The 22274-nt window shown below is 56.6% G+C and carries 17 protein-coding genes and 1 pseudogene; 10 read left to right on the forward strand and 8 right to left on the reverse strand.

What is annotated here, in order from left to right:
- Together BSU04_RS30130 and BSU04_RS30135 are read left to right on the forward strand one after the other, a co-directional pair.
- Nucleotides 1–422, forward strand: a 422-nt coding sequence (locus BSU04_RS30130; RefSeq protein ID WP_218827366.1) for a DUF6933 domain-containing protein, incomplete at its 5' end; no start/stop codon positions are given.
- Between the two features lie 147 nt (nt 423–569).
- A complete protein-coding gene (locus BSU04_RS30135; RefSeq protein ID WP_089163972.1) occupies nt 570–917 on the forward strand; it encodes a carboxymuconolactone decarboxylase family protein in 348 nt (115 codons plus the stop codon).
- A 46-nt stretch (nt 918–963) separates the two neighbouring features.
- Here the strand turns inward: BSU04_RS30135 and BSU04_RS30140 are convergent, their stop codons facing one another.
- The gene (locus BSU04_RS30140) at nt 964–1728 is read right to left on the reverse strand and encodes an alpha/beta fold hydrolase (protein ID WP_089163973.1); all 765 of its coding nucleotides are present in this window, start codon (nt 1726–1728) and stop codon (nt 964–966) included.
- A gap of 103 nt (nt 1729–1831) precedes the next feature.
- Entirely contained in the window at nt 1832–2362 is a 531-nt protein-coding gene (locus BSU04_RS30145; protein ID WP_089163974.1) for an RBBP9/YdeN family alpha/beta hydrolase, read from the reverse strand.
- 124 nt (nt 2363–2486) lie between these two features.
- On the opposite strand from BSU04_RS30145, the gene BSU04_RS30150 reads away from it, so the two are divergent.
- On the forward strand, nt 2487–2945 hold the full coding sequence (locus BSU04_RS30150) for an Lrp/AsnC family transcriptional regulator (protein ID WP_089163992.1): 459 nt from the start codon (nt 2487–2489) through the stop codon (nt 2943–2945).
- A gap of 192 nt (nt 2946–3137) precedes the next feature.
- Here the strand turns inward: BSU04_RS30150 and BSU04_RS30155 are convergent, their stop codons facing one another.
- Together BSU04_RS30155 and BSU04_RS45790 are read right to left on the reverse strand one after the other, a co-directional pair.
- Nucleotides 3138–5234, reverse strand: coding sequence for a hypothetical protein (locus BSU04_RS30155; protein WP_144021390.1), 2097 nt, complete (start codon nt 5232–5234; stop codon nt 3138–3140).
- A gap of 50 nt (nt 5235–5284) precedes the next feature.
- Nucleotides 5285–5641: a hypothetical protein gene (locus BSU04_RS45790; protein ID WP_144021391.1), complete on the reverse strand. Its 357-nt coding sequence runs from the start codon at nt 5639–5641 to the stop codon at nt 5285–5287.
- Between the two features lie 667 nt (nt 5642–6308).
- On the opposite strand from BSU04_RS45790, the gene BSU04_RS30160 reads away from it, so the two are divergent.
- From BSU04_RS30160 to BSU04_RS30175, 5 genes and pseudogenes are all read left to right on the forward strand, one after another.
- Nucleotides 6309–6854 carry a hypothetical protein gene (locus tag BSU04_RS30160; protein WP_089163976.1) on the forward strand — a complete coding sequence of 182 codons (546 nt, stop codon included), beginning with the start codon at nt 6309–6311 and terminating at the stop codon, nt 6852–6854.
- Entirely contained in the window at nt 6851–7006 is a 156-nt protein-coding gene (locus BSU04_RS46695) for a hypothetical protein (protein WP_179258484.1), read from the forward strand. Before BSU04_RS30160 ends, BSU04_RS46695 begins: the two co-directional genes overlap by 4 nt.
- A 366-nt stretch (nt 7007–7372) precedes the next feature.
- Entirely contained in the window at nt 7373–13972 is a 6600-nt protein-coding gene (locus tag BSU04_RS30165) for a DUF3320 domain-containing protein (RefSeq protein WP_089163977.1), read from the forward strand.
- 358 nt (nt 13973–14330) lie between these two features.
- Nucleotides 14331–14966 carry a hypothetical protein gene (locus BSU04_RS30170; RefSeq protein ID WP_089163978.1) on the forward strand — a complete coding sequence of 212 codons (636 nt, stop codon included), beginning with the start codon at nt 14331–14333 and terminating at the stop codon, nt 14964–14966.
- Between the two features lie 315 nt (nt 14967–15281).
- Nucleotides 15282–15476, forward strand: a pseudogene (locus BSU04_RS30175) (NAD-dependent deacetylase); the annotation flags it as partial.
- A gap of 134 nt (nt 15477–15610) precedes the next feature.
- Here the strand turns inward: BSU04_RS30175 and BSU04_RS30180 are convergent.
- From BSU04_RS30180 to BSU04_RS30190, 3 genes are all read right to left on the reverse strand, one after another.
- A complete protein-coding gene (locus tag BSU04_RS30180) occupies nt 15611–16624 on the reverse strand; it encodes a hypothetical protein (protein ID WP_218827367.1) in 1014 nt (337 codons plus the stop codon).
- A 268-nt stretch (nt 16625–16892) separates the two neighbouring features.
- Nucleotides 16893–17855: a tyrosine-type recombinase/integrase gene (locus tag BSU04_RS30185; RefSeq protein ID WP_179258485.1), complete on the reverse strand. Its 963-nt coding sequence runs from the start codon at nt 17853–17855 to the stop codon at nt 16893–16895.
- Nucleotides 17852–18238 (reverse strand): hypothetical protein, encoded by a 387-nt coding sequence (locus BSU04_RS30190; RefSeq protein ID WP_089163979.1) that lies wholly within the window; start codon nt 18236–18238, stop codon nt 17852–17854. The genes BSU04_RS30185 and BSU04_RS30190 overlap by 4 nt, the downstream gene beginning before the upstream one ends.
- Before the next feature lie 234 nt (nt 18239–18472).
- Between BSU04_RS30190 and BSU04_RS30195 the strand changes: the two genes are divergently transcribed.
- Nucleotides 18473–20008, forward strand: a complete 1536-nt coding sequence (locus BSU04_RS30195; protein WP_089163980.1) for a methyl-accepting chemotaxis protein — start codon at nt 18473–18475, stop codon at nt 20006–20008.
- Between the two features lie 802 nt (nt 20009–20810).
- Here BSU04_RS30195 and BSU04_RS30200 read toward each other — a convergent pair.
- A complete protein-coding gene (locus tag BSU04_RS30200) occupies nt 20811–21716 on the reverse strand; it encodes a LysR family transcriptional regulator (protein WP_089163981.1) in 906 nt (301 codons plus the stop codon).
- On the opposite strand from BSU04_RS30200, the gene BSU04_RS48055 reads away from it, so the two are divergent.
- Nucleotides 21630–22229: a DoxX family protein gene (locus BSU04_RS48055; RefSeq protein ID WP_256983457.1), complete on the forward strand. Its 600-nt coding sequence runs from the start codon at nt 21630–21632 to the stop codon at nt 22227–22229. The genes BSU04_RS30200 and BSU04_RS48055 overlap by 87 nt on opposite strands.
- Nucleotides 22230–22274: the final 45 nt, after the last annotated feature.

A 22274-nucleotide genomic window follows, 5' to 3' on the forward strand; every position in this document is an offset into this window, starting at 1 on the left:
CGGGGCTCGGGAACTGGTATGCCACGGCTTTGCTCTGGAAGCCGCAGATTGCGCTGTTCGTCAATGAGCGAACGTTGTTACCTGTCCTGATCCCCTTGGCACCAGCGGCTGGCATGGCAACCAGATTCCCTCGCTTCCTGGCTCACGTACTCGCGGCCCACGGCATCCAGCCGTCGTTCATCGAGCAGGAGCTATTGCACATGCAGGACGTGAGATATACCAAAACGACAAACCGTAGCGTCGTCGGCATCATGACGCAGTTTTGCCAATTTGCGGAAGGCTATCGCGGCAGCGATGAAATGAACGATCTTGTCGCGTTGTCAATCAGGTTGGCACGTATCCCTTGCGGCCCGCTGTATAGGGGGCCAGTGTTTCCGGACAAGGCACTGCGCGAATTGATCGGCAGCGGTTCATTGCAATAGCCGCCCCGGCGAACCCAGCGCTTCGAATGTCTCTGCGCGGCCATCTGCGGACGTTCGACTTCGACTCGAAAATCTTCGACAATCGGCTAAAACTAATGCAGCGTTTTGAGAATGATTTGATCAACGTAGCTGTACAAGGAAAAATCCATGCTTGTAGATTGGAAGTCTTTTCTCCCGAAAATTGGCGAAAGCATGAAGGCTTTGAAAAAGCATTCACCTGCCACGTTCGACGGATACCGGATGCTCCACGAGGCAGGCACGCAAACCGGCCACCTAGACGCAAAAACTCGCGAGCTGATTGCTCTCGCCGTTGCTGTTACAACCCGATGCGATAGCTGCATAGCCAATCATGCCAAGAAGGCTATGGACCTTGGCGTCACGGAAGCAGAGATGGCGGAAGCGCTCGGTGTCGCCGTTGCTATGAACGCGGGAGCCGCACTCGCGTATTCTGGCCGTGCGATGGACGCGTTCCGAGACTTATCTGAAGGCTCATGAACGCCGCCATTTCGTTGAGCGACAGACACGGTCCGGCCACGAACGGTCATTTCCGCTCATACCAAAGATCGCCAACAATCTCGTCAGCTAGGCACGATTTCAGCGCTTCGGCGAATGCGGTTGGTTGTTCGAGCATCATCAAATGGCCACTGTTTTCGATGACCTCATATCCCGCGCATTCTTCCCACGCATAATCTGGCGCGTTCCAGCCATTCCGAGAGCGCTGGCCCGCGATCAAATACACGGGATGACGTCCGAAGACCTCGCGCAAAGCCGCAGGATAGTCAGGGCTACCCGTTGTTGCGACGACCGATTGCCCCATCGCTCGAAGAGTCGACGCTGGCTGGTGCTCAAGCCAACGGGTTGCGCTGCGGGTCATTTCAGGCGTGGGTTCATTGACTGCGCCTCGAATCCAGGTGAGCGGATCGGCTCGGAAACCAGCGAGCATTGCCTCGGCGTCGGTGGCGCTCATGCGCCCCACTGATGCGGACCAGAAAGCATCGTCCAGCGTGAAGTTGCCTTCTATGTTGACGATTCGCCGGACACACTCAGGATAAGCATGCGCGAGCAACATCGCGATGGCGCCGCCAACCGAGTGGCCTACGACATCGACCGGCGCTTCGTCGAAGTGCTCGATGATAAAAGAATGGAGATGCTCGACTTGTGCCGCCAGCGAAATTTCCTGCATTGGCACCGCCCGGTGATTGCCATAGCCCAACAGGTCCGGTGACTCGTATCGCGTGTTCCAGTCAGAAACATCTAGCGTGCCGATAAAGCCATGAATAAAGATAACCGCTGAATGATTTTCCATATTTTTCTTTAAATTCCTGCGACGCCCCCGTTATCTACCCCAGCCCAACGCCACGGTTAGGCGATGAGCGGGGACGCGTCCGGAAGTCGTCTGAATAACCTTCTTAGCCCAGCGATTGCAGCAGTTTGAGTCCTTCAGGCCAATCGCCCAGATTGCTATCCGCATTGAGATGTCCGAGCCCTCCAACTTCAACGAGCTCGCTGCCCCACGCTTTCGCGCAGCGACGTGCGTGCTCTATGCTGCCATATGGGTCGTTGGAACTGGATACAACGATAGTAGGAAAAGGCAACTGCTCCGATGGCAAAGGAGCAAATCCGGTTGCGGCAGCCGCGGGAAACGCCGATGCCGAAGGGTCCGGCACTGCAACGAGCAGCGCACCACGGATGCGGGGTGAATATCGGCGCGCCCAATGCGCGACCGCTAGGCATCCGAGGCTGTGCGCCACGATGAGGGTGCCGTCGTCGCTTTGCGCCACCTGTTGTTCGATTGCGGATACCCAGTCGTGGCATGCAACCTGATTCCAGTCTTCGACAACGAGCCGCCGCCAGTCAGGATGCGCTGCCTCCCAAACACTTTGCCAGTGCAATGAACCGGAATTGCCGATGCCGGGAACAACGAAAACGGGGTAGTCCATCTGCTAACTCTCGATAATTGAATGAGCATCCAGTGTAAAAGTGCACGAACTCTGGCAACATCCCAAATCAAATGAATTGATGGCCGCGACCGGTCAAATCGATGGAAGTTTCCCGACCGCACAAATGAAACCTAAGCAGATAACGTTGGATCGGCTGGATTGGCGAATACTGGAGGCGCTTCAGTGCAATGCGCGCATCAGCAATACCGAACTTGGCAAGCAGATCGGACTTTCGCAGCCAGCCGTCACTGCCCGTATCAAACGACTCGAGGAACAAGGCGTCATCGAAGGGTACGCGGCGCGGATCAACCCCGGTCTCGTAGGCCGGGGCATTGCAGCCATCGTCCGGGTGCGGACCACACATGCCCAGATCAAACATTGCCTGAGTGCCTTCGAAGCGATGCCTGAAATCATTGAGGCGCACCGGATAACCGGCGAAGACTGCTTCATGGTTCGGATTGTGGTCGAAGACATGACGCAACTGGAGGTGGCGATCGACACGTTGGCGAGATTCGGGCCGGTGACCACGGCTGTCGTGCTGGCGAGCTATCCCCCGAAGGCGATCCGCGGATCGTCACTTTGACCGGCTCCTATGTAGAGATGCGGGTGTCTCCTGAGAGTCGACTCCCGACCGCCGCCATCGGACCGCGGTCGGCCAATTGCGGTCTTCGATCGGCGCGCTCACTTGGACACTCGAGCGTCTTCTTTAAACCCAAAAGCGACACTGCATCGCCTAGGCTGATCGCCGCACTGTCGGCGCAAAGCGAGCGCCCAGTCAATTGTCGCGCAGCACCGAAACCAATGGCCACGATTCGGCCGTTGTGTGTAGCTCGTCCCGTTGCTTGTCTGCCAATGAAAGTAGCCGTGTTGTTTCAGCCGAGCGCTCACCCGTACCCGTTGCGATCGCGGCCAGTATTTTCTGAGCCCAACCTGCATCGACGATTTGCGCATACAGTTCATTTTTAACAGGAGTTTCGTCCGATTTGTCTCCGTCAAAAAGGAGCTCGTGACAGCTGAACGTGTTAACCAAGGTTTTATCGAGTAGTAGTTGTACCGTCGATCTAGCTTTCTCCCAGTCGTGCTCCTTTTCGAAAAGAGCTGTCTTCACCTGGAGTGCCATTCCAAGGTCTCGTAAATAGTAGCAAGACATGTCAGCATGGTCGGGACTTCGGTATTCAGCAGTATTCAATGTAATCGACTGTTCTATCAGGTTGAGTGCTTTCGCCGTATCGCCCGTGCCAAACCCCGTCTCGCTGGCCAAGATTCTCAGGCTTTCACCTAAATGGCGCTTGTCGTCATGGCTCCGTGATAGAGCTATGACATCGGTTACATCTTGGATTGCAAGGTCAACTTTTCCAACTGCGTACCTTAGGCGGCTGCGATTCGTTAGATCGGTGGACAACTGGTCATCTGAACGGGAGCCATATGGGAACCCTTGCAAAGCTCGCCTTGCGGCTATCGCAACGTCGAGTTTCTCTGTGGCATTAACATAATCCTTTGAAAGAACCGAACTATCGGATTGCATTTCCGAAAGTTGCGCCTGGAACTCAAGCTCCTGCAATGAACCCTTCTGATAGACAAAGCGGCACGAATTCAGTTTTTTATCCAAGTTAGGTGCCGCGTCACTGTTCAATTTTTTGGATAACGCAAATGCCCAAAGCAGTGAATCGCACACTTCAGGAGTATCCACCTCCGTCGAAGAAGTCCCGAGCAACGACAGCCACGCTCCGAAGGCGTGGGTAGAATCGGGAATAATCGCTTTCCCGGTCAGTTGCTCAGCATGTGTCATCTTGAATCCGAGGTTCGCATATGCTTTGACAGCGTCTGGGATAAACACGCTCGCAGGTGATGAGAGAAGCTCGAACGATTGCCGATAGTCCGATAGAGCGCCGTTCGCATCGTGAGTACTCCACAGCTTCTCAAATCCTCTCTCCAAATGCAGCGATCCGAGGATGACTAACCTCTGCATGTCGTCAATGCCAAACCTCTTTATCGTTCCTGTCGCTGACCGGTTCGTGATTTGGGCTGTAAGACGGTCAACTCGCCCCGTTCGTCGTTGGGCGTCCCGTATGTCATCCCAATTTGACCCCTCAAAATTCGCAAGTGTCGCTGCGCCGGGATACTTCAGTTCAGCTTGCCTGCCAGCTTGCTGGCAACGAAGTTCAGCGTCTGGCCAACGCAATTGCGTACCTGATTCCCACCAGGTTTGTTTGGCCCGTGAAAACTCACAGCTAAGGACAACACCGTAAAACTCGGTATCAACTGTTGAGTGGGCAAGAAGACGCTTAAGGGACGTGTCCGTAGCGTCCATTTCTGCGATCGAGCCCTGTTCATCCCGCTGATCCGTGGCAACGATAGCTCGTGCAAAATGAATCATCGCTTGCACCACATCGCCTCCGGCTTTCTCGCATTGTTCAACAATGGGACTCGCGGGAGCGAGGGCGCTGTAGGCTTCGTTGGTCCGACCGCTGGACGCAAGCAACAGTGCTGTCCAACTCCGATATTGGCATTCCGTGGGAGCCAACAGCATCGCAGCCTGAAATGCCTGAAGCGCCGGCCCCGGCATGTTTGAAAGTAACAGAGCTTGACCCGAAACAAACTGCAAAGACGCTAGTCGCGCACTGTCGCCCCGCGCTTGTTCGCTGGCCTTCTGTGCGTCAGCTAATGCGGATGCCAAATCCCCGTTGTCGAAGTCCCCAGCGATTTTGTGCAGGGATTGATCTTTTGAGCTGTCAAAACGCCGAATCTCCGCACGTATTTGCGGCACAAGTTGCTTCGGGTTGACCCGAGAAATGATATTTACTGTGTTCGGGCTGTTGTCGCCATGACTTTCGAGATGGATTTGAGCGAGCGCGCCGTTGTTAAGAGACACGATCGCCGCCACAGTCAGAAGGCGGCAGAAGGCCCGTATACACGAGATTGTCATTTATCGAAATGTTGCACCGATTCGTTCTGCGAGTTCTTCTCAAAGGAAAGATCCCCCCGTACATTTAAGGTATTGGGAGAATTTGCTCCGTAAGACTGCATTTGTACGAGCGGGCTGGAGCCCGTCGCGCGTATCGCTGACTTAGGGTTGGCTGGGGGGGTATCCTTTGGAGCAACGCCCGGATCACTCGAAGGTTTAACGCCTCTTAATGTCTGGACGAAAGGCGCCAGCTGTGACGCTCCTCCGGCAAACGTTCCAACGGCCGTCAGAACAAGACAGGTTTTCGTAAGCAATTGCTGTTTTTGGAACCAAATTAGTAATTGGCCCAAATATCCGGATTTTGTTTTTTTCATCTAACACACCTGCCAAGGCTGGATTTCCAGTGTCACGGGCGGAAAAAAGCAACCAGCCCGCAGCATACTTATGGCGACGCACAGAAAACGGTGCCGACGCCAATCTTATCCGAGAGTTCAAAATGAATACAGGACTACAAGTCCTCAGCAATCGAGCAGGAGACGGGTCACGCAAAAAGATCAATGGAATCTCAGGGACCGGCGATCACTCAGCGTTGTTGGTTTAGGAAATCAAATTGAAGGCTTGACCCCATCAACGTAGCCCCGGCGTTCGCGCACCTACCATGAGGGGATTGCGATTGCGGGTCGTCGCGGCCGGCAGCTGCGATCGGATGGCCGTTTAGCCTCGGAATCAGCCGTTCACCGAAAAGGTCGGCGAGGGGCTGTAACGGGTCGGGTACGGCCAATCGGCAAGACACGGTAGTGGGCGAAAAAGCGACGTTTACCTTCACGATGCGTCGATTTTCGACCACGCTCATTCAAGCGCAAGTTCGCTCCAAATCCATATGCTCCACGCGAAATCGCTCGCTTGCGTGAGCGCGGTTCGCATCCGCTCAGCACATTGACTATCGGCATTTGAAGCCTGATAGCTCGTATTATCAGGATTGCATTTCAGAGCTAAAATACGCGGATTCCAGTTTGGGGGTCACTTTTGGCCCGTCTACCCATGCCCCAACCCCAGTCCGACCCGCCGTCCGATAAGGCAGCCCCGCTCAATCCGGAGACCGCTCGCATCGTGCTGCGCCTGGATGACGCGATCTCGGCGTTCCGGGCAGGGGAGGCGACCGGCATCCACGCACTGGATTCGGCCAGCCGCTTGATCGGCGACCTGGCCGATGACGGGGTGTCGCAACATGCTGCCCGTGCGAATGGGCGTCGGAAAGTGCCACGTCGACCCGATCGCGTGGAGCTCGCGATCCTCACCGCGCTGGCTGACACCTTTGGGTCCGAGATGTTGACCAATGCGTCGCTCGGTTATGCACTGCGCCTGGTCGCCCGGCACGGTGGCATTGCGCTGGTGCAGCGCGTCTTGTGGGGCGAGTCCGCGTCCGATGTCCAACTGGCCACGATGCTCGGCGCCACGCGCGCGGCGTTCACGCAAATCACGCTGGCTTTTCCTGACGCGTTCCTCGCTGAAGCCAACGACGTGATCGCGTGGTTCCGGCCACGGCCGCCTGGCGAGTCGACCCCGAGAAAGGGTGGCCCGTCATGAGTGAAGTCCTGACGCTCAGCTACGGCTACACGGCCAAGGATCTCTGGGCCGTGCGCGCATACGTGCAGCGCGTGGCATTAGCGATCATCACGCGCACCTATTACGACAGCGATGAGGACAGTTTTGCGGCGACGCCCTGGCTGGGCCAGTAAGGCGTTGCCGATTGTTCGGCGAATCAGCGAGAAGCGTGGCCCACGGGTTACTCGGATCAATCCGCGCGAAGAATTGATGGCGCCTCACGTTGGCGTCGGATCCGCAAATAGTGCGGTAAATGGTCTGCGACAATTAGACGGGTGTCTGAATCCTGCCTAGAACGTTGGCGTATCGGTTCATGGTGGCCTTCACGGGGTGCCACCAAAGGTCAGAAAATCATTGAACTGTTAAGAACAAAGAGCGCGATTCTATAAAGCTATGTGTAATGCGGGAAAAGCCATAGTTTTAGCCGTCTGTTTGCCCAATAATGGAGAGAGAAGCAGAGGCACAATAATTAAACTACGAAAAAAAGAGCGAGGGGCCAGGTGGATACTGATGTCAATGGGCCGGTTGTACAGCCGGAAGAACCACGTTTTGTTGAGATCAAAGTAACAGTCGCGAGCAAGGTTAATCTTGCGGATTTTCAAAACGCCGTTCCGGTTATTCGGGAGCTAGCGGTCGCGAATGAGACCGACACCGAGTATCGGTCTTTGCGGCTGACTGCTAGTTCACAGCCGCCGTTTCTGAAACCGAAGACTTGGCATATCGACCATCTTGCCGCTGGCCAGATTGTTCGTTTATCAGAACTCGACCTAGAACTCGACGGTCCTCTTCTCGGGCGGTTGACGGAGTCGGAGAAGGCTGTGGTCACTTTCAGCCTTGTATCGGCGGCAGAAGAGCCCGACTTGGCGACCTTTGAGTGCACCGTTGACCTTCTTCCACGCAATCATTGGAGCGGACTGTCGTCGATGCCAGACATGGTGGCGGCGTTCGTCCAGCCCAACGAACCAGCGATTGAACGAGTGCTCAAGCAAGCTGCTGACGTGCTCCGCAGTGCTGGGCTGTCAGGCGCAATCAACGGTTATCAGGAAGGTCCGAAACGCGCGTGGGAACTTGCGTCGGCCATCTGGAATGCCATTGGCGCAATGGGAATTGACTACTCTGTTCCCCCGGCTAGCTTTGAGTACAACGGGCAGAAGGTACGTAGCCCGAGCCAGCTAGCCGAATCGAAGCTGGGGACCTGCCTTGACCTTGCGCTTTTCGTGTGCGCCGCGCTGGAACAAGCCGGGCTCAACCCGCTTGTCATATTTCAAGAGGGCCACGCTTTCCCCGGTGTATGGCTGAAGCCGGAAGAGTTCTCCACCACTGTTGTTGACGATATCACCGCGCTACGTAAGCGGGTGAAACTGAAAGAGATGGTGCTCTTCGAGTCAACGCTGCTCACACACCGTCCGCTGCCGAGGTTCAGTTTCACTGCCGCGAAAGGCGATGAGCATATCTCGGAAGAGTCGGAATCAAAGTTTCAGCTTGCGGTGGATATTCGACGGGCGCGGCTTCAACGAATCAAGCCACTTGCGAGCGAGCACGCCGTCGTGCGAAGGGATGCTGAAACAGAACGCGGCGACTATGAAGCGCCCCGGTGGGAAGACGCTCCGGATCTGCCGACGGATTTTGACGACCCGGTGGAAAATGATGACCTTGAACGTCCGGAAGATCGCCTTACCCGCTGGCAACGTAAGCTGCTTGACCTTTCTCTGCGCAACAATTTGCTGAGCTTTAAATCTGGTAAAAAATCAGTCAAGTTTGAGGCCCCCGAACCTAGCATCCTTGAAGACGTCTTGGCGGAAGGTCATTCACTCAAACTTTTGACCCGCCCTGACCTAATGGACGGTGCGGACCCCCGCAGCCAAGCTATTCACGAAGCTCGCGAGCGGGAGAACCTTCGGCGTCAGCACGCGCTTGATGCGCTTAAGCGCAAAGAAGTTTTCGTCGGGCTCGCGCAGGAGGATTTGGATGACCGGCTGCTCGAGCTATTCCGAAGCTCGCGAACGACGCTTCAGGAAAGCGGCTCAAACACGCTGTATCTGGCGCTGGGTTTTCTATCCTGGACCCGGAAGGACAAGGACGACAAAAAATACCGCGCACCACTCATTTTGGTTCCCGTATCGCTTGAACGACGCAGTGCCCGATCTGGTTTTAGCCTGAAGCTTCATGATGACGAGCCACGATTCAATCCCACGCTTATCGAAATGCTGCGACAAGATTTCGACCTTGAGTTGGGTCTGCGGGACACTGAGCTCCCAAAGGACGAGTCGGGTCTCGACGTGGCAGGCATCTGGAATACCGTTTCTCATGCCATTAAAGACATCAATGGTTGGGAAGTCGTAGAAGATGTCGTTCTAGCCTCGTTCTCATTTGCGAAATACTTGATGTGGCGCGACCTGACCGAACGAACCGAGCAGCTCAAGCAAAATTCGGTCGTGCGGCATCTCATCGACACTCCGAGAGACTCATATCAGACCACGGTCGAATTTCCGGACGTCAGACGCTTGGATTTGGAGCTTCCCGTCAAAGAGACGTTCTGTCCTTTACCTGCCGACTCCTCGCAATTGTCCGCCGTCGTAGCCGGCAGCAAGGGAAAGGACTTCGTGCTGATTGGGCCTCCCGGAACCGGCAAGAGCCAAACCATCTCCAACCTCATTGCGCAGTTCCTGGCAGAAAAGAAGCGTGTTCTTTTCGTGTCCGAGAAAATGGCCGCCCTTGATGTCGTTTATCGACGTCTTGCCGAAGTAGGCCTCGGCAACTTTTGTCTCGAACTGCACTCGAGCAAAGCCCGGAAAACAGAGGTGCTTGAGCAACTGCGCACGTCGTGGGATGCCTCTACTGCGCTAGCACCCGACCAGTGGGATGCAGAAGCCGCGCGGCTTGAGGGGCTTCGTGCACAGTTAAACGGCTATGTGGAGCGACTTCATCAGCGACAGTCCAACGGCTTAAGCGTGTACGAGGCTATCGGTCGCGTCGTCGGCGGCCACGATCTACCGCTTTTACGCTTATCGTGGCCTTCTTCGCAGGCCCACGACCTTAACGGAATGCGAACGCTTCGTGAAACGGCGGAGTTGCTCGACGTGAATGCGAAGGCGTTCGGCGAAGGTCAGCTTAGTAAGACTCCCCTAGCGCATGTCGCTCAGACTGAATGGTCACCGCTTTGGCAAGCCGGTCTGCTAGACGCGGCCCAGAGCGTACCGGAAGTCGTCGATAAATTTGAGAAGGCCGCATCTGACCTACGCGCTGCAATCGGCTTGCCGGTGCTAGCCCTTGACGCTCGAGTGCGCGAAGGTCTTCGGCTGCTCGCAGCCACGCTTCCCGCAGCCTCTGGCCACGATTGGCGATTCGTTCTCCGACCCGACGCAAGAGCGATTGGAGAGTCACTCCGTTCAGCGGCGCCAATGCTTGAGCGATATCGCGGATTGCTCGCTGGCTTGTCGATACCTAAATCGAGCCAGATTTTAGAGGATCTACGACTTGGTATCGCGCAACTTCGGCGGGATGCCGAACTGCATGCACAGTTGTCGCAGCCTTGGAACGAGGCATTGCGCGCCCGGTTGGCAACCGGAGTCGACCTATTGCGGAGTCGGAACGACACACTTAGTCAGCTCTCACTTCCATACAAGGAAAGCATCCCGGCGAAAATCGTGGCCGAGTTGCAATCAGACCTTCGGGAGCTGAAAGAATCGGGCTGGCCGATGGGTATGATGCGCAAACGCTCGCTGACCAAGAAGCTCAAGGAGCTCACGACAAGCAATGGCGACCCGGACCTAGATGGAGATATCGAGCGCCTGGGAAGAATCGACACGCTTAACGACCAAATCAAGGAGCTGGATGACCTTTCACTGCCGACCGCTGGAGCGTGGGTCGGAATCAAGACGGACCTCGACGTTGTTCGAGCGCTTCTTCTATTTCAGAATGCGCTCATGCTGGTACGCGTTCGCGACGCTTGGGAAGACGTCGGGCTTGACCCTGTCAGTCGAGGCCAATGTGGCGATGCCGCCAAGGACGACCTGCAGCGCATGCGCGAATTGCGACAAATCGAGCAGGTCGTCACGCACCTTACTTCGCTTGAATCGGATACAGATACTATCTGGCGCGCTTACAAAACAGATGTCGCTGTCGCGCAAAACTTCGTGGCGTTTCAGGCAGCGCTATCAGGTGCGCGGGCGGAGGGCCATTGGATCGACGACGGCTTTTCTGCTATCCAATCCGGCCGCGCCGGTGTCGCCGCCGCTGATGACCTCAAAAAAATGCGAGAGTTGGTCTCTCTGCGCGCGCGCCTCCTTGACTACTCGGACCTGTCGACTCGGACGTCTGGCTTATGGAACGGGCTTGTTACGAAAGTTGACGGAATTGAGCCTGCCCTCAAGTTCTTCGAGGCAATAAGTCTCGCGCTCGCGAACTTAGCAGGCACGCCAGAATTGCTAGCTGCGGTGAAGGGGCCGGTCGCGCTGTTGCTTGGCGATAGCAACATGCTGCTGGAGCCTTCCGGCATCGTCGCAGGTACGGGAATAATGTATGTCGAAGCGCTCAAGGCGCTTGATGCTTCAACTAGCCGATTTGCCGCGGCGAGCGGATTAGCCGTACATGAGCATTCAGCGTTGGCTATCCTCCTGCCAGGACAAACGGCAGATCGTGCTCGAGACGTCTTGAAGAGTTCGAACCGCTTGCACGCGTGGTGCGCATGGCGCAAAGTCCGCCAACAGGCACTTTCACTCGGACTGGCACCCGTGGTGACCGGCATTGAGCAGGGCGTAATCGCGCGCGGCCGCGTTAAGGAAGTGTTTGAGACTGACTACTGTCGTTGGTGGTTAAACGCTGTTGTCGATGCCGACGAAGTGCTGCGAACATTTGTCTCAGCGGAGCATGAGAAACGAATTCAGGACTTCCGTGAACTTGACGACCAGTTCATCGCTTTGACGCAGGCATGGGTTAGGGCGCAACTTTCCTCGGGCCTTCCTTCTCCATCAAAGGTTTCCCACGGCTCGGAGTGGGGACTCTTGCGCTACGAGATGCAAAAGAAGACAAAGCATCTGCCGCTTCGCGAGTTAATGACCAAGGCTTCCAGCGCGATTTTGCGTTTGACTCCGTGCTTGTTGATGAGTCCGCTTTCGATTGCACAGTATCTACCGGCAGAAACATCCGATTTCGATGTAGTCGTTTTCGACGAAGCGTCCCAGATTCCCGTGTGGGACGCTATTGGGGCTATGGCCCGCGGGCGTCAAATCATTATGGTCGGCGACCCGAAACAGTTGCCTCCCACCACCTTCTTTGACCGTGCAGAGGCTGATAGCGATGACACGGACGTCGAGACCGAGCTCGAAAGCATCCTGGAAGAGTGCATCGGTGCGAATCTTCCGACGATGAAGCTGTCGTGGCACTATCGAAGCCGTCATGAAAGCTTGATTGCTTTTTCAAATTACCGCTATTACGGCGGCGATTTGGTGACGTTCCCGAGCCCTGTTACGAATGATCGAGCGGTGAGTTTGAATCTCGTGGCGGGGGGTCTATATGAGCGCGGCGCTTCGCGCACCAACAAGCCGGAGGCCAAAGCCTTAGTCGCGGACTTGGTCAAACGCCTTAAATCGCCAGGCTTTCGCGACAGCGGTCTTACAGTCGGAGTCGTAACCTTTAATGCCGAACAACAACGGCTTATCGAAGACCTTCTCGACGCGGAACGGCGTAAAGACCCGTCAATCGAGCACCACTTTGCAGACACTGAGCTAGAACCGGTGTTTGTGAAGAACCTTGAGAGCGTACAAGGTGATGAGCGTGACATCATGTACTTCTCCATCACATATGGGCCTGGACTCGACGGCACCATGCCGATGAATTTCGGTCCTATGAATCAGCAGGGTGGAGAGCGACGCCTCAACGTTGCGATTACGCGAGCGCGTGAGGAGTTGCGGGTCTTCGGTAGCTTCAAACCAGAGAAGATGGACCTTTCCAGAACCCAGGCAATTGGTGTGCGCGACCTTAAGCACTTCCTCGAGTTTGCTGAGCGTGGGGCTCGGGCGCTTGGCGAAGTGGTTGCAGGGAGCATCGGCGACTTTGAAAGCCCGTTTGAGAAGGCCGTCTGCATAGCGCTTGCTGAGAAAGGCTGGATAGTTCATCCGCAGATTGGAGTGTCGGCTTTCCGCATTGACCTCGGGGTTGTAGACCCAGACTCTCCCGGGCGGTATCTCGCCGGCGTCGAGTGTGACGGAGCGACGTATCACCGTTCAGCCACAGCTCGAGACCGAGACAAGTTGCGCGAGCAAGTCCTTCGCGGCCTGGGCTGGGAAATCGTGCGCATCTGGTCGACAGACTGGTGGATTGATATGCCCGGGACGCTCGAAAAGGTCGATGCGCAATTGACGTATCTTCTTGATATGCAGCGTGAACAACGCGCGATTGATGAGACTGATGCTGCGGCGCTAGCGGAGGAAGTTATAGCGGCCGCGAAGTCGGGTGCGGAGGCGGAATCTGCTCAATCGTCGGAAACAAAGGCTGCATCGAACGGCGCCTCCGAGTTATCGGACGACGTCGTGGAAGCAGTCGCGCCGATGATGTATGCGCGAGGTGTTTCGTCGGCACACAGCCAAGAAGAAGCGAACGAAGTCTTTGTTGAAGTTGACTTGACGATGACCGAGTACATATCGGAACCCGATTTGTTCTTTAGTCGCAGCTACGACCAGCGATTGTTAGCAATGATTGCCCACGTTGTTGAGACAGAAGGACCCGTGCGAGACGAGGTGCTGGCGCGCCGCATTGCACGAGCGCATGGGTGGTCGAAGACGGGTTCGCGAATTCTTGATCGTGTCGTTGGATTAGCGAAACTTCATTTCGATGCAGTCCCCGAAGATGTAGGACTGTTTTTCTGGAGCAAAACGATCGACCGGCATGACGTGGCTTACCGTCGACCGGCTGAAGGCACCGCGCGCGCTGTCGACGAAATCGCCCTCGTCGAGCTTGTTGCACTGGCACGCCGGTGCAAGCGCGCGGGTTATGACATCGAAGCGGGTGTAACCGCGATGGGGGCGGAGGTCGGATTGCGACGCATACGCGCTACGACGCGCGAACGGCTTGAACGAGCTTGGCATATCGCGTCGGAATGATGGATACGCCGTTGCAAGTTGCTGGCGCGGGCAAATAAAGATCTGGTCGAGCACGGCGTCAGGCACGGTCATTGGCAGCAATAGACGCCTGCGACGTCTGTCTTCTTGCGTAGTTCGGCTGCGCCCGTACAACATTGCGCAGAGGCTGCAAATTGCAGTTAAACGTTGCCGCGCGAACGTACGTCTCGAACCGGGGATTGTCGATGTGCATAATGAATGGGAAGGAAGTCGCCGTCGTTCGCCCGGGGTGTCGGTGCCGGAAAGGAGATGAACTGTTTGGGAACAAGGCCGAGACCGCTGCGTTTGGTGAACCGGTCGCCACACGCGAAATAACTGAGACGTCAATACAAGAGACAACATGACGGTACCGTTGTACTTACTCGAACAAATCGCCCGCCACGGAGCCGCCGCTCAACGCCTGATTGATGAGCACACAAAAGGGGATGGAGAACATTCTGAAGAGGACGATGGGGACGCTATCGCATTCGACGCCGCTGATTTCGTTTCGACTTTCCTTGCGCTTCGCGTCGACCAGTCTGTTCTGCAAACGCGCGCACTTCGTAATAACGTCGCGCAACTCATCAGCAGCGCGATTCGGGAGCACGAAACTCGCCAGCAGTCCGATGAACAGTACGCCGTGTACGAAAACGACGGCAGTCCTCTGACGCCAACGCAGTACGACGGGATGCGAGACGTCCTTAAGGAAGAAGAGGGAAAGGATCAATCGAAGAGTGACATCGAAATGTATGTCCGGGATACCGGGTTCGAGAAGTTTCTGTACTTTCATGTGCCTGAAGGTCTCCGGGATTCGTTCGCTGACAACCTTCGAAAAGGAGAATTTAAGTCGAAATGGTTCAACTCTTCGCTTACTTTGGAAATGTCAGTCCAGCCCGATTGGATTACGGACTCCCGACAACGCGCCGCGGCAAGACGCCGTACGCAGACACTGCACATCCGGGTTCCCCTAGATTCGATCAAGGTGAGCTACAACTAAGAGCGGATGACTGAGGCGACCCTCGGCGAGAACACGGGGCGTCTCAAGGGCTTGGCGATGGACGTCAAAGGAGTGTCACGAGCGGCGTCCAGGGGCATCTAGTCATCTGCACGCGTGCGAAACGCCCCCGGCGATCACGGTCGCGTATTAGGATACTTGGGACGAATGCGACATCGCCGCAAAGCTGACTCGCGTCGTCGTTCATTCGCCGTCTTTGGGTGAAATAGCCGATTGGTCGACGACGCCCCGGCGGGGCAAATCCAAGCCACGGCGTTAGAACGTTCTTAGTCACGTATCTGAAGGAGCGAGTTACACGTGACTCTCGAAGAAAGGCTTGCGAAAGCGGCTCAATACCTGCGTGAAGCTGATGGCCTTTTAATCACTGCAGTCGCCGGTATGGGCGTGGACTCGGGCTTGCCCGATTTCCGAGGCGCCGAAGGATTCTGGCGCGCGTACCCCGCGCTACAGCGCCAGCAGTTGACATTTGAAGACATGACTACGGCTAGGGCACAAAGCTGACCTCGCTCTGGATAACGTCTTTTGCCCGACAGAATGCGAGAACGTGTGTTCTTCGCACTCCGAATCGAAACTGAGTCTCCCAACGGACAAGGAAACGGATCCGGTATTTGTCCGTGTATTGGGGGTCAAAAGCCCGCCTTGATTTCAGCCAGCAAGTCCACTAGACCCTGCGACACCTCGCGATAACAGACCACGGCGACATCCAGGGGATAATGGCGCACGCCATGCAATGCACGCCGCAGTGCTTGAAAAATCCAACGGGTTTCGTTGCCAAAAGCACCGCCTCCTACCATAGTTAGATAGACCTTGGGATTGCCGGTTTGCTGGTGATTGAGCACCGCGGCCAACAAGGTCGCTTCATAACTGGCTTCCAGCACCAAGGATGCAAATGGCGCCCAATCCGAACGCGGCGCGCGGTTGTAGGCCACGGGCAATGCTGAGCAAAGAGCTTGGGTCACGCGTTGCTGGGGTGGGGCGTCGTCCGCGGTGACTTCGGTATTGCTTTGTAAGCCAATGCGCAACTGTTGGCGCAACTTATCACGCCCGTCCTCGTCGAGGCTTTGAATGTGCTGGCCGATCGCCCGAACGGTTTCAGCGTCGAGCATCGCATAGCCGTTCTGCATTCGAATACCCGGGATGCCAATGGCACGATCCAGATCCCTTAAGGTATTGATCTGACGCGTCTGAGTCTGGCCAATCTGGCCATCCACGGACACCAGGTAATTGCGAAAAGCCGTGGCAGGCGCGCAAGCCATGGCACAGGCTGGGCCTTGGGTATGATCATGCTGATACCCGGTGATGCCATCTTCCGGCGTGGTGCTGGGACCCGGCATCTCCAACAAGTTAAACTGACTGGCCACCTGGATCAGCGCCCCATGGGCTTCGGGCCAGGTATGCAGTGCATATGCGTCGGCGCTGATTGTGCGCAGCGTCAAACGCGTTCCGGTTAACGACGTAAGAGCGCCCACTTGCGTTCGTAGCTCGCCCACGTTGGGCGTGGTCAGCGTGCCCACCTGAAAACTCCGGGGTGGCTGCGTATTGGTATGGAGCTTGTCTGACTCTATGCGAAACCGCGTTTGCGTTTCTGCAAAAGTCAGCTCCGTAAAACCGAAAATCTGTTTGAACCAAGGCATGGCCATACTTCCCCTGTGTAGTTGTCATTTTTTATGTTGGCATGGCGCTAAAGGCCGCAAATCCTTACCCCTACCTTCGAAGCCGGATCCCTGCCGATCAGCCATCGCCGCCACGCCTCGGTCGTCCGCGCTAAACTCGGCGACACCAGTCGACCACGCCTGAGGATCGGCTCGGCCCAGACCCGATCGTAAAGTTGCCGACGCGTGAAGAGATAACCCATCGTGCGCTCCATCTAACCCGTGCGCGCTGCGCGTCACCGGAAAGGCATTCAATTTATACGCGGATGCGTTCGACTTCGTCGAGGCTGATGTCGTCGTGGCGCCGGTCGTAGAGCTGGGTCGTGCGCGTCGACGCGTGATTGGCCATCGCCGCTGCGTTTTCGAGCGTGCCGCCGTTTTTCAGGTAGGCGGTGATTCCGGTCGCGCGAAACGTGTGGTTGCCAATCTTCGTGTCGATGCCGGCCTCGAGCGCTCGGCGCCGCACCATCGCATACGCATTGGCCTGGGGCAGGGCGGTGGTGCTCAGGAGCCCGGTGCCGCGTTGGATCGTGCGGAACAGTGGCCCTTTCGGATCGCCGGCAATCCCGGTGCGGTCCAGGTACGCGTGCAGATACGCGTCAAGTGTGTGGTGACACGGCATCTCATGACGCTTGCCGCCTTTCTCGCGCAGGCGCACCCACAGACGCCGGTGCTGAGTGTAGACGTCCTCGACCCGCATCGCCAGTGCGGCACCCACCCGCGCGAACGAAAACACCATCAACGCGATCAATGCCCGGTCCCGCAAACCGATCAGCGTCGAGACATCGATGCTGTCGAGCAGCTGCCGCGCTTCGGTTGCATCGAGCACAGGCGTCTTGCCTTTTCGGGTCGTGTAACTCGGTCCGCGCACGGACGCGGCCGGATTGTGCGGGACGACCTGGTCAGTGACGAGCCAGTCGAAAAGATGGCGAATCGCGGCCAGGTGCTGCTTGACGGTTGGCGCCGACAGCGTCTGTGTTTGCAGCTCGATCCAGCCGGCCACATGCAAAGGCTGCACGGCCGTGATGGATCGAACGCCCGCCTGAGCACACCAGGCCAAAAACTCTCCCACGGCGTGCGCATAGGCGCGCCGCGTGTTGGGGTTGCGAATGTTGGAGGCGAAGAACTCCAGACAGCGAATGCCGGCTTTCTCGCCGGCATGATTCACCAGTGCCGGGACGGTGACGGACGAGCGCAGGACGACCGTAACGTCATTCAAGATAATTGTCCCTTGAGGCTTATGCGTTTCATGGCACGCGCTTTAGCGAGGAGTGCATCAAACTCGCAGAACCCACTAATATCGAAGTTGAGCTCGCCCATCGTGAAACGCACGGTGCGTCCGGGCCGTCCTTGCAACCAAGCGACGGCAGTCCGTCCGAGCACTGGCCCAATCTCCTGATTAAGCGGCACCACGAATTCTCCGGTGAACCCGCTATCCCCGGTGACCCCCGCCATCGTGAACGCGACGGCGCTCATGCGGGTGCGATCGGCCCGGACCAGGTGGTAGAACTGCTTTAGCTCGTGCAGGTAGTTAGGGCTGAACGACGCCTCATCTTCTTGCGCACGCACGAGCGTGATGCGAACGGTGTCAAAGGGCGTCATGGTGTCCAGTTTTATATGTGATAAAGGACGTTATCATATATATCAGCATGCTGAGTCCACGTTACGTTGTATCATTGTCGCTCCCGAGTAACTGCGTCCGTAGTCCCGTTTCGGACGCCTAAGCTAGGGGTATTCTTTTGTTCAGTAACGAAAAAGCATGCCGTAAAACTGGTTAGCGCTTGATCGAATTGCTAACCTTGGCAATCGGGAAGTCGACACTTGCCGGGAAATAAAATGCTTAAACATACCAAAATTGGCACTCGATTGGGTTTTGCCTTTGCTTTCGCTGCTTTCTTAACGCTGGTGCTGGGCGCTACTGCATTTATGAAAGTCACTGCCATCGTGGATGAGTGGCATACGTTCGAAACCCGCACGATGGCGAAGCTATCGAATGCAAATCATGCTCAAGGCGCGCTGGGCGAAGGCGTTCAAAATTATAAGAACTTTGTTCTTCGGGGCGGAGCCTACAACACGAAGTTTTCCGCAAACATGGACGACATTGATCAGTCGATCGCCAGCTTCCGAACGCTTGGTAACGTGAGTCAAGAGGAAGATGCTCAACTGAGTGCGGTCGTCGAAGGCGTGAAGGCATACCGCGCATCCATGGAAAAGCTTTCGGCGCTTGTCGCCGCGGGCGCGCCGATCACAGAACGCGATAGCGCTGTTGCGGGTGCCGACAAGCCCGTTGCCTCAGCACTCAACACCATCATCGAAATGCAAAAGGCCCAGACGGCCAAGAGGAGTGTTGCGATCAACGATCTCGCTGCGGCTGCTAAGTGGTCCGTTGCTATCGTTACGATGATCGCGCTGCTTGCCGCAGCATTGTTGGCCACGCTCATCACCCGCAGCATCGTCCGCCCCATTAAAGAAGCGTTGCGCGTGGCGGAGTCGGTGGCCGCAGGCGACTTGACAACGCGAATCACGGTCAGCAGCACCGACGAGGCGGGTCGCTTACTGACTGCGCTTGCTGCAATGAATCAAAAGGTCAGCGAAATAGTCCGTCAAATCCACCTTTCAACGGAATCGATCCTTACAGCCTCGACGCAGATTTCGGTCGGAAACACGGATCTTTCGCAGCGTACTGAAGAACAGGCTGCCGCCCTGGAACAGACGGCCGCCAGCATGGAGCAGCTAGCGGCAACCGTGAAGCAAAATTCGTCGCATTCAGATGCCGCGAAAGCTCTTGCGTCTGGGGCCTCACGCTCCGCAAGCGATAGCAACCACGACGTTAAGCAAGTCTCGGCGACGATTTTGAGCCTTTCCGCCAACGCTCATCGAATGACTGACGTAATCTCTGTCATTGAAGGCATCGCATTTCAAACAAACATCCTCGCCCTGAACGCCGCAGTTGAAGCGGCCCGCGCCGGAGAGCAAGGCCGCGGATTTGCTGTCGTTGCAACGGAAGTCCGAACGCTTGCGCAGCGGAGCGCAACCGCAGCGAAAGAAATAAAGGAAATGATTACTTCCACCACCGCGTCAGTGAATGCTGGCTCGGCCGAAGCGGTGTCAGCGGCGGAGGCGATGGCTAGGGTTACAGAAGAGATCGAAAGCGTAGCCTCCTTGATGAACGAGATTGCTTCAGCGTCAGCTGAGCAGTCGACGGGAATTGAGCAAGTCAATCAAGCTGTATCACAGATGGATGAGGTTACCCAGCAAAATGCCGCGTTGGTTGAGGAGGCCGCGGCTGCGACTGCTTCGCTCGTCGATCAAGCGAAATCTCTCAGACACCACGTCAATTTCTTCAGGATCAGTACCGAAAGCATCGCGTAGATGGCGCTTGCGTGCCTTTACGCCAGCAGCGGTGAACGGCTTTCTCTACACAATCCGCGACGGCCACCCAACCACACCGCTGCTGGTCATTTCGCCGCTCTACAGTCCTATTCTTGATGACACGACTGGCCCTGGGCCATTCGATCTCATGCGCTGGATGCATGAAAGGTATCGTTTCGCGCGACGGATAGTCCGGCCGAGCGCGAGGCCGGGAAACTGACGCTAATCATCATCCTGGAGGAATTGCGACGCGTCGTGCAGCAGCGCAGTGGCCGATGATTGACATCTGCACACTCTCGGCGGGCCTAACCTCTACGGCCAACGGGATTTCGCCGCTCTGCCGTTTCCCGATCAATTCGACCCAAACCGCCCCGCACACCGCCGCATTGGCGAGCGGTTCCCAAGCTCGCGTTGGCTGCGCCGGCCTGTTCGCCGTCGATTGCCCAACACCATAAGGCTCGGGAAGCTCCGCGAACGGAGGCTTGAGCGGAATGCGTGAATGGGCCTTGATGGCCAAACTCGCCCGGAAGCAATCAAAGCCAAGGCAGTCGTTAATTAACAGCGGAAGCAGTCCAGCTAGATGCAAGGTTCAAAAACAACATTTTTGACATAACACCTGTTCTATTCGGCAAGTGCAATCGGGTATCGAAAGTCCCTCCAACTGGACATAACCCCTCGTGCCGGCTGGAAAGGCCGTCTCGACTTGGCGAACGTCACTTCCCGACCCGAAGTTGCCCCTGACGAGCGGCAGCTTCGGAGCAGTCAATTTCAGGGCACTCGATCAACGCTCATCCATCAGGCCTCACTCCAGATACGGCGTCAGCACAACTTCGATCCATTTCATAAATGCGCGCACCCGGCGCGACAGATTGCTCCGATGTGCTACGACCAGGGACACGGCGAGCGCCCGGCGACGAAAGTCGGGAATAACCTCCACAAGCGCCCCACTTTCTAAGTATCGGCCAATCCCCAGGAGTGGCGCCTGAATCAGGCCGAGGCCGGCTAGCGCAGCGGCTTCGTAGATCTGCGCGTTGTTGACGTGAAGCGCACCCTGCAACTGAAGCGTCGCGTAACTGTCGCCGTTCGGATATTCCCATCCATAAGGTCTTGAGCCGAGCATCGTCGAGAAATGAATTGCCCGATGTTCCTGAAGCTGTAGATCCTCTAGCGATCGAGGGACGCCATGGCGCGCCAGATAAGCGGGACTGGCAGCGTTGACCATGCGCAGCAGGCCCAGTGGACGGGCGATCAGCGTCTCGTCCCGTACCGGTCCAAGCCGCAATACACAGTCGAATCCCTCTTGAACCAGATCGACTTGCCGATCGGTACTCGACACCTCCAGCTCCAACTCGGGGTGAGTCGCCATGAACTCCGGCAAGGCTGGCACGATCGTGGTGCGCGCCACTTCGGACGGTAGATCCACCCTCAGGCGCCCGCGCAGTGCCACGTGCTCGCCTGCGAACATCGAGTGCAGGTCATCGACTTCAGCAAGCAGATCGCGGGCGCGCGCATGAAACGCACGTCCGTCCTCTGTCAACTGCACGCTCCGCGTCGTCCGGTGCAGGAGTCTGACACCGACATCTTCTTCCAGCTTCCGGACAGCCGTTGAGACCCTCCCCTTTTGGATGCCCAAGCTGTCGGCCGCGCGGGTGAAGCTCCCCATTTCCGCGACCGTTACGAATATGAGGAGGGGTTCGAGATTCTGCATTTTCGCCACTCGGTATTGTTCACCACAGAGAGAACAGTTAGTTCACTTTATCGGCGTTTATCATACTTTAAAAACACAATAAGCTTCGAAATTGAGACCCACATCGGAGAACAACAAGTGACTGAAATTATGACCTTGCATCGCGCCCTGTGGGCCGGCCGGGTAATGAGCGCGTTTGTCGTTATCGCTCTGGTGGCAGACGGGATTATTCAGCTTTTCGTGCCAGCACAGATCGCGAGCATGTTGCAGGAAACCGGGTTCGCGATGGACGTTACCCGTGTCCTGGGTCCGATCGTCCTTGCCTGCGCCATCCTTTACGCCATCCCGGCTACCGCCGTCCTCGGCGCGATCCTAGTGACGGGCTATTTGGGAGGTGCCATCTGCGCCCATGTCCGCATTGGTGAGTTGGGGTCGCCGCCAGAAATCATTTCGCTGGTTCTGGGCGCGTCGACATGGGGCGGCCTCTGCGCGCGCAACGCCCGTATCCGAGCCATTCTGCCGCTCATTCGTTAAGCCAACCGGGGCAGTCCTCTGTGCCTCAATATCTGGAGAAAGCAT

Origin of the sequence: Caballeronia sordidicola (genome assembly GCF_002220365.1) — a bacterium.
Classification (GTDB): Bacteria; Pseudomonadota; Gammaproteobacteria; order Burkholderiales; family Burkholderiaceae; genus Caballeronia; species Caballeronia sordidicola_C.